This window comes from Stenotrophomonas sp. FR012 (assembly GCF_047520565.2).
GTDB lineage: Bacteria > Pseudomonadota > Gammaproteobacteria > Xanthomonadales > Xanthomonadaceae > Stenotrophomonas > Stenotrophomonas sepilia.
Genome location: NZ_JAXBQL020000001.1, coordinates 755,239 through 762,940, shown reverse-complemented (window position 1 = coordinate 762,940; position 7,702 = coordinate 755,239). Strand labels below are relative to the sequence as shown.

Here is a 7,702-nt window from a genome sequence, read left to right as displayed (position 1 = left end):
GTGCCGGCCGCTGGCCGGCAGCGTCCAGGATCAGGCCGCGACGCTCTCTTCCAGCGTCGGATAATCGGTGAAGCCCGCCGCGCCACCGCCAAAGAATGTCGCACGATCCGGCGGGTTCAATTCCGCCCCCAGACGCAGACGCTCCGGCAAATCCGGGTTGGCGATGAACGGGCGACCGAAGCCGATCAAGTCGGCCCAGCCTTCAGCCAGTGCCTGCTCGGCGCGCTCGGCGGTGTACTTGCCGGCGTAGATCAGCGTGCCCGGGTAGACCATGCGCAGCGCCTGCTTGAACGCCACCGGCATCAGCGGTGCATCGTCCCAGTCAGCTTCGGCGATATGCAGGTAACCCACGCCCAGCTCACCCAGCAGGTGCGCCGCGGCCAGATAGGTGGCCTGCGGCGTATCGTCAACCGCGCCCTGCAACGTCGTCAGCGGCGCCAGACGAACACCGACGCGGTCACCACCGGCTACCGCGGTCACCGCCTGCACTACCTCGCGCAGGAAACGCAGCCGGTTCTGCAGCGAGCCGCCATAGCCGTCGGTGCGCTGGTTGGCCTGCGAGTCGATGAACTGGTTGATCAGGTAGCCATTGGCACCGTGCAACTCCACGCCATCGAAGCCTGCGTCCAGCGCGTTGCGTGCCGCCTGGGCGTAGTCGGCGACGATGCCCGGAATCTCGTCTTCGCGCAGCGCGCGCGGCATCGAATGCTGGATCATTTCGCCCACCCCGGCTTCGGGACCTGCCCCGGTCGGGTCGACGAACACCTTCACGCCTTCCGCCAACAACGCCGACGACGACACCGGCGCGGCGCCACCCGGCTGCAGCGCCACGTGCGAGACCCGGCCGACATGCCACAGCTGGGCGTAGATGCGACCACCGGCAGCGTGCACGGCATCGGTCACCCGGCGCCAGCCCTGCACCTGGTCCGGGCTATGGATGCCCGGGGTCCAGGCATAGCCCTGGCCCTGAGGGCTGATCTGGGTGCCTTCGCTGACGATCAGGCCGGCGCTGGCGCGCTGCGCGTAATAGGCGGCCATTTCGGCAGTGGGCACGTTGCCGGCCGACGAGCGCGAGCGGGTCATCGGCGGCATCACGATGCGGTTGGGCAGGGTCAAGGCGCCCAAGCGGTGGGGAGTGAACAACATGGCGGCGATCTCTTGCGGGGGGGACTGCCGCAAAGGATGGGGATGCCAGCTGCCAGGCAACAGGCATGCACTGGCAAAACAATTGTTCCCCGAAGGCAAGGATGGCCCGCCGGGGGGCAGAGCCCCTTCCTGCGGAACGGGATCCGGCCCCGCGCGCAACCGGGGTCGGATCCCTTTGCACCGCAAAGGGCTCCGACCCCGAAGCCGGTTACAGCGTGGGTTCGATCAGCACGCCGCCATGCGCCACCCGGTCATAGCAGGCGCGCACCACATCTTCCCCATACTTCAACTCCAGCCGGCGCACGATGAAGTGACCACGCGCCATGTCCTGGTAGTAATCGGTGAACATGGTATTCAGTGTTGCACCCGCGGCCGCACCAACGATCGGCACCGCCTGCGCAGCGAATTTCTCGGTAACAACCACGCCGAAGCGCGCCGCCACCTTCTCCACCATCTTCGCCAGCAGCTTGCCGGCTTCCTTCGGCGCCACGCCCAGCGTCAGGTCGCGGCCGGTCACCACCCGCCCGGCCAGCTCGGCCGACAGGTGGCGCATCACATCGGTGGTGAAGCCGCGGGCCAGGTAATAGCCCGTCTCGCTGGCGTCATCACGCGGCGAGTTGCCGCCCAGCGCGAACACTTCCAGGCACGCCTGGCGGGTGCTGAACTCGGACAGGTCAAACCCCTCGCTGCGGGCGACGTCGGCCACCGCACGCATCATGATCGTGGTCGACACCGGCAGCTCGATGAGCAGGGCGGCAAAGCCGAAGGCACCGCCGACCGCACCGGAGGTGGCTGCCGCCAATTTGTGCCAGCGGGTCGACGCTCCCTTGCCGGGCGAGTTGTCCATGCTCCACAGGGCTGCCTGCGCCGACTTGGACAGTGCCGCCTGCACCGCACCGTGGATGCGGTTGGAGACCGAACTGGGCAGCGCCTTCACCGCGAACTCCAGCGGCGTACCGACCAGGTTCGCCATGCGCGCGGTCAGGGTCGGCGCTTCCAGCAGCGCCACCGCGCGCTGCAGGTCGGACCAGTCGCGGGCGTCATGGGCGATGTCGCGGGGAAGCAGGATGGGCTCGTTCATGGCGCCGATCTTAGCGCCCGGAAGTTGAACGGTTCGTCGTGGGTCACGACAGTAAGGCGCGGATCCCGCGCCTTGCAGGCCAGCGGCCGGCACTACCCGTTGGTGTGTCACCCGGTAGCGCCGGGCCATGCCCGGCGGCGTCGTTCAGGCAGCCGGCAACCCCGACAGCGCGCCCATGAACTGGCGGTAGTGGCGCAGTTCGGCGATTGAATCGTGTACATCGCTCAGCGCGGTATGGTTGCTGTTCTTGCCGACGCCGGCGGCCACGCTCGGCGCCCAGCGCTTGGCCAGTTCCTTCACCGTGGACACGTCCAGGTTGCGGTAGTGGAAGTACTTCTCCAGCCTCGGCATCTGGCGATGCAGGAAGCGGCGATCCTGGCAGATCGAGTTGCCGCACATCGGCGAAAGACCGGCCGGAATCCACTGCGCCAGGAAGTTCACCGTCTGCGCTTCGGCCTGGCCCAGGGTGGTGGTGCTGTCCACCACGCGCTGCCACAGGCCGGAACGACGGTGCTGGTTGCGGTTCCACTCATCCATCGCTTCCAGCGTTTCCAGCGGATGGTGGATGGCAAACTCGGGGCCTTCAGCCAGCACATTGAGCTGGGCATCGGTGACCACGGTGGCGATCTCGATGATCGAATCGTTGTCGGTATCCAACCCGGTCATCTCCAGGTCGATCCAGATCAGTCGCTCGTTGGCCGCGCCGGTGTCCGCCATTGTGTCGCCTCGTTGCTGGGCAGGCGCGCGGCCTACCGGTGAAGGAAAGAGGCGCCCATCATACCCGTTCGCCCCTCAGCCCTCGGCCGCATGGTCTTCCAGCAGCAACGGCGGCTTGCCGCGCTTGGCGCGGAAATAATTGGTCAGGCGCATGCTGGCCTCCTTGGCCAGCACCCCACCGTGGATTTCCACCCGGTGATTGTGCCGGGCATCACCCAGCAGGTCGAACACGCTGCCGCAGGCGCCGGTCTTGGGGTCGCTGGCGCCGTAGACCAAGCGGGCGACGCGTGCATGCACGATGGCCATCGCGCACATCGCGCAGGGTTCGAGGGTCACGTACAGGGTGCTGCCGAGCAGCCGATGATTGGCCAGCCGCGTGCCGCCGGCGCGCATGGCCACGATCTCGGCATGCGCACTGGGATCGTGCGAGGCGATGTTGAGGTTCCAGCCCTCGCCCAGCAGCTGGCCATCGGCGCCCACCAGTACCGCACCGACCGGAATCTCGTCGAACTCGCGCTGCGCACGCTCGGCCAGCGCCAGCGCATGGCGCATCCAGTGTTCATCGGCGTCGTGCACCGGTACACCCAGGGCATCGGTCATGGCGGTTCTCGCGTGTCTGCAGGGCCAGGATGGCCGCCGGGGCCGCATTGTACGCCCGCGGCCGTGCAGGCGGCGCGGGTATCGGCGGTGCCATTGCGCGCGACCGGCGGTCCAAGCAGCGAGCGCGCTGAAGCCAGGCTGCAGGCCTCATACTGAGCCTTTCCGCAAGCACCTTGGTGAACCCATGACCACCCTCCGCCCCTCGCGCGCCGATGACGGCGCCGCCCTCGTCGACCTCTGGCGCCGTGCCGTCGACGCCACCCACGACTTCCTCAGCGCCGAAGACCGCCAGGCCATCGATGCCGAAGTCGCCAGCTTCCTGCCGCAGGCGCCGATGACCGTTGCGGTCGATGCACAGGATCGGCCACTGGGCTTCATGCTGATCGACGGCACGCACATGGAAGCGCTGTTCATCGATCCGGACGTGCGCGGCACTGGTATCGGCCGGCAACTGCTGCAGCACGCGCTGGCCCGGCATCCGCAGCTGAGTACCGACGTCAATGAGCAGAACGCACAGGCCGTTGGCTTCTACCTGCGCATGGGCTTCGTCGAAACCGGCCGCTCACCGCTAGATTCGCAGGGCCGTCCGTATCCTCTGATCCATCTCCGGCACGACGGCTGACATTGGACGGATATTCGAGGCCCGCCCCCGATCATCAGGCCGTGGCTTCGAATGCCGGTGAGTACTGCACCTCTCCCTGCGCCATCGACGGCCTCAGGTGCAGCGCCTGGAAGTACTCTGGCGGCACACCCGGCAGCACCAGGCCGGGCTCGGCGCGGAATCCGAATCGACCGTAGTACGCGGGTTCTCCCAGCAATACGCAGCCCTGCGCCCCCTGCTCACGCAGTGCATCAAGCGCCGCATGCATCAGCGCCGCGCCGACACCCTGCCCCTGCCATCCGGGCAGCACCGAGATTGGTCCCAGGCCAAACCAGCCCGTACTGCCATCGCTGATCGTCACCGGCGACAAGGCAACATGCGCGACGACCTGCCCGTCCTTCTCGGCGACCAGCGAGAGACTCAGCTCTCCACGCGAACGCAGTGCATCCACAATGAACTGCTCGGTGTGGCTGCTGTGCGGGGCTTCGCGGAAGGCTGCCTCGGTGAGTGCGTGGATGACAGCGCGGTCTTCACGGATTTCAGGGCGGATCGTGCAGTTCAAGGAGGGCGCCTTCAATGAAGTGATGGACATGTGAATGATTGATTTCAGTCACGGATTCAGCAGCAGACCTGCCTCCGGCAGCAATGCCAACGTGATGATCGCGAGCCTTGTGCGGCAAGCGATCCGCCCGGGCAATGCTTCCCCGGGGCGTCAAAAATCCGTCTCCAAGGGTGGCACAGCGCTCCCGGCACGTTCCATAATCGAGATACCTGCCACCCAGGAAGGATAGATGGACATGGACGCACGATGCAGGCTCGCGCCATGGGTGTAGCTCGCCCCGAACCCAGGGGGCGGCCGCTCCTGGCATTGCTCGCCCTCGTCCCGCTGGCGGCATGTTCGCCCTACGCCGACGCCGACGCCGACGCCGACGCCGAGCGTGACGTCGCCGCGGGTGGACGCGGCCTGGCCAAACTCAACCCGGCGCCGAAGCAGGCCTACGAATTGGTGCTGACACTGAAGGATGCGCCTGGGCCTTTCGCGGTCGCCGAAGGTGTGGCCCAGTATGACGTCAGCAACTACGAAGACTGCGGGCGGGTCATCTGGTCGACCGGCACGGCCAGCCGCATCACCAGCCAGGAACCGGTGGAACTGCGCAGGACGGGCGAGAACGAATATCGCGGTACGTTCTACCTCGACCGCATGCAGGACCAGGACTATTACGATCGCGGTACCTGCCACTGGACACTGACCGGTGTTGGCGCGATGTTGCGTGCCACGACCGGCGAAGCTGATACGCGATTCCTGACGTTCATCGACAAGAAGCGCATGGACTCGGGGAGCCAGTTGACGCGGTACTACCCACGCGCCGACTACCCGCGGATCGAAGAGATCACCGGATACGGAGCAAGTGGCAAGGAAGATCCTTCGGCGTACAGGGAAGAGCTGCGCAATGCGCTGTTCTCAACCACCACCACTGTGCAGAGGCTTGTGCCATGAACTGCCAGTGCCACATTTCCCCCTACACACCAGGAGGCCGACATTGCGCCACAAGATGATTCCGTGCCTTGCTCTGCTTCTGTTGACCGCCTGCCATCCGGAGACCGCCATGAACCAGGAACGTGCCGCTGCTGAAGCCGATGTCGCCCAGGGTGGGCGCGGCCTCGCCAAGCTCAACCCCAGCCCGCGCAAGGCCTATGAACTGGTGCTGCGCCTGAAGGACGCCCCGGGTGATTTCGCTGTGGTTGAAGGCGTGGCCCAGTACGACGTCACCAACGAAGACCAGTGCGGCCACATCGAGCCGGCCACCGGCACGGCTGCACGCATCACCAGCCAGGAGCCGGTGGAACTGCGCAAGGTTGCTGATGGCGAGTACCGCGGCACGCTGTATGTGGACCGCATGCTGGACGAGGACTACTACGGTCGTGGTGTCTGCAAATGGGAATTCACCGGTGCAGGCGCGATGCTGAAGGCAACGGGTGCTGAAGAGGAGACCCGCTTCCTGACCTTCGCTGACGCGGAACCGCTGATCGAAGGGAAAACGCACACGCTTTTCTATCCTGATCTCGTCTATCCGCGGACAGACCGTGTTCCCAATTTCCCGGCAAGTGGCGAGTCCGATCGCAGCGGTTATGCCGTCGATCTGCGGGACAATTTGTTCACGATCAGTCTTTCTGCAAGTGAGGTGGCCCCGTGACCATCACGTCACAAGACTACGCCGCCTTATCCGATGACGCATATAAGGATCGCGCTGTCGGTCGACGCGCCCCTGGTCAAGAAGAGAAGGTCATACTGAACGGCCATGAGTACAAGATCCTTGAGCATGTCGACAATCGGCTCAATGGTTATCAAGGTACGGTCTATCAACGCGTAGACAGCAAGGAAATCGTCATTGCACATCGGGGCACCGAGCAGATCGGACGCGATGGCATCCTGACGGATGGAGGCATGGTCGTCGCCCGCACCAATGTGCAGGCACCTGACGCGATCGCATTGACGCAGAGAACGCTCGAAGCCGCAGCGGCGCAGTCCCGCTTGAGCGGCGGACCAACTCCTCAAGTCACCGTCACCGGCCATTCCCTCGGCGGCGCGCTGGCGCAGATCACCTCGCACCATTTCAACGTCAAGGGCGAAACCTTCAACGCCTATGGCGCGGTCAGCCTCAGCTACCGCATCCCGGAAGGCGGCAACACCATGATCAACCATGTCATGGCCTCCGATCCGGTCAGCGCAGCGTCGCCGCACTTCGGCCAGGTGCGCATCTACGCCAGGCCGAATGAAATCAGCACGCTCGCCGCGAACGGTTTCAGCAATCACTCGTTGCGCGCCCTTATCCCCGACCGGCCGATCATCGCCGCAGGCAGCTCGTTCGGCGCGCACAAGCTGGGCAACTTCCTCGGTGACGGCTCGGTGCTGCAGCACCCGGAAACGCAGAAGCTGGCAAAAGACAACGCCAGGATGATCGAGGAGTACCGCGACGACGTTGAATCACTGCGCCGTGGTGTCACCCGCGCGGCGCGGGGCATCCCAGGCGGCGCCGTCGACCTGTACGACCACATCCGCGGCCCGCTGCAGCCCGGTGAGCCGGCACGCCGCGAAGCGGAGAAGAACGGCCATCACACCAGCATGCTGCGAATGGACGATGCCAACCATGTGGGCAACCCACTGTTCAACGACGCGATCCGTGGCGTGCACGCGCAGGATGTCCGCGTCGGCCGGGTACCAGACGTGATGAGCACGCAACTGGCAGGCAGCCTGGCCGCCGAAATGCACGCAGCAGGCGGCAAGCGCATCGACGAAGTGGTCATGAATGCCGATGCCTCGCGCAGCTTCGCCGTGCAGGGCCAGGGCGGCGACCCCGCCCACCTTCGCGTATCGGTGGATACGGCAGTGGCGATGAACACCCCGCTGGAACAGAGCAGCCAGCGCATCGACCAGCAGGCCGCCGACCAGCGCGTTGCGCTGGAGCGCGACCAGCAGCTGGAACAGCAGCGGAACCAGACCCGCAGCCTGCAGGCCTGATGCAGCGCGGGAGCCGGTCAGCCCGGCTCCCGCATCA

At 65.7% G+C, this 7,702-nt stretch carries 9 protein-coding genes; 4 read left to right on the top strand and 5 right to left on the bottom strand.

All coding sequences use genetic code 11. From position 1 onward, the window contains the following. Positions 1-30 precede the first annotated feature (30 nt). From ACM0O9_RS03655 to tadA, 4 genes are all read right to left on the bottom strand, one after another. The gene (locus tag ACM0O9_RS03655; protein ID WP_235649331.1) at positions 31-1,146 is read right to left on the bottom strand and encodes an alkene reductase; all 1,116 of its coding nucleotides are present in this window, start codon (positions 1,144-1,146) and stop codon (positions 31-33) included. A gap of 208 nt (positions 1,147-1,354) precedes the next feature. Further along, positions 1,355-2,227, bottom strand: coding sequence for an EcsC family protein (locus ACM0O9_RS03650; RefSeq protein WP_005417175.1), 873 nt, complete (start codon positions 2,225-2,227; stop codon positions 1,355-1,357). Positions 2,228-2,371: 144 nt separating this feature from the next. After that, positions 2,372-2,944 carry an oligoribonuclease gene (gene orn, locus ACM0O9_RS03645; RefSeq protein ID WP_053499815.1) on the bottom strand — a complete coding sequence of 191 codons (573 nt, stop codon included), beginning with the start codon at positions 2,942-2,944 and terminating at the stop codon, positions 2,372-2,374. A 75-nt stretch (positions 2,945-3,019) separates the two neighbouring features. Next, positions 3,020-3,544: a tRNA adenosine(34) deaminase TadA gene (gene tadA, locus ACM0O9_RS03640; RefSeq protein WP_095377163.1), complete on the bottom strand. Its 525-nt coding sequence runs from the start codon at positions 3,542-3,544 to the stop codon at positions 3,020-3,022. 184 nt (positions 3,545-3,728) lie between these two features. On the opposite strand from tadA, the gene ACM0O9_RS03635 reads away from it, so the two are divergent. After that, positions 3,729-4,166 (top strand): acetyltransferase, encoded by a 438-nt coding sequence (locus ACM0O9_RS03635; protein ID WP_065186149.1) that lies wholly within the window; start codon positions 3,729-3,731, stop codon positions 4,164-4,166. Positions 4,167-4,200: 34 nt separating this feature from the next. Here ACM0O9_RS03635 and ACM0O9_RS03630 read toward each other — a convergent pair whose 3' ends face one another. Continuing rightward, positions 4,201-4,707, bottom strand: coding sequence for a GNAT family N-acetyltransferase (locus ACM0O9_RS03630; protein WP_414604082.1), 507 nt, complete (start codon positions 4,705-4,707; stop codon positions 4,201-4,203). Between the two features lie 246 nt (positions 4,708-4,953). Between ACM0O9_RS03630 and ACM0O9_RS03625 the strand changes: the two genes are divergently transcribed. From ACM0O9_RS03625 to ACM0O9_RS03615, 3 genes are read left to right on the top strand one after another with little or no spacing between them, the layout of a single operon-like run. After that, complete coding sequence (locus tag ACM0O9_RS03625) at positions 4,954-5,643, top strand: hypothetical protein (protein ID WP_414604073.1); 690 nt, start codon at positions 4,954-4,956, stop codon at positions 5,641-5,643. Positions 5,644-5,686: 43 nt separating this feature from the next. Beyond that, positions 5,687-6,340, top strand: a complete 654-nt coding sequence (locus ACM0O9_RS03620) for a hypothetical protein (RefSeq protein ID WP_065186150.1) — start codon at positions 5,687-5,689, stop codon at positions 6,338-6,340. Further along, positions 6,337-7,665 carry an XVIPCD domain-containing protein gene (locus ACM0O9_RS03615; protein ID WP_032954274.1) on the top strand — a complete coding sequence of 443 codons (1,329 nt, stop codon included), beginning with the start codon at positions 6,337-6,339 and terminating at the stop codon, positions 7,663-7,665. The genes ACM0O9_RS03620 and ACM0O9_RS03615 overlap by 4 nt, the downstream gene beginning before the upstream one ends. Positions 7,666-7,702: the final 37 nt, after the last annotated feature.

What these genes read in the sequence shown, in the direction of transcription:
- ACM0O9_RS03650 (WP_005417175.1), bottom strand. Translation starts at nt 2,227, where the DNA reads ATGAACGAGCCCATCCTGCTTCCCCGCGACATCGCCCATGACGCCCGC.
- tadA (WP_095377163.1), bottom strand. Translation starts at nt 3,544, where the DNA reads ATGACCGATGCCCTGGGTGTACCGGTGCACGACGCCGATGAACACTGG.
- ACM0O9_RS03625 (WP_414604073.1), top strand. Translation starts at nt 4,954, where the DNA reads ATGCAGGCTCGCGCCATGGGTGTAGCTCGCCCCGAACCCAGGGGGCGG.
- ACM0O9_RS03635 (WP_065186149.1), top strand. Translation starts at nt 3,729, where the DNA reads ATGACCACCCTCCGCCCCTCGCGCGCCGATGACGGCGCCGCCCTCGTC.
- ACM0O9_RS03655 (WP_235649331.1), bottom strand. Translation starts at nt 1,146, where the DNA reads ATGTTGTTCACTCCCCACCGCTTGGGCGCCTTGACCCTGCCCAACCGC.
- orn (WP_053499815.1), bottom strand. Translation starts at nt 2,944, where the DNA reads ATGGCGGACACCGGCGCGGCCAACGAGCGACTGATCTGGATCGACCTG.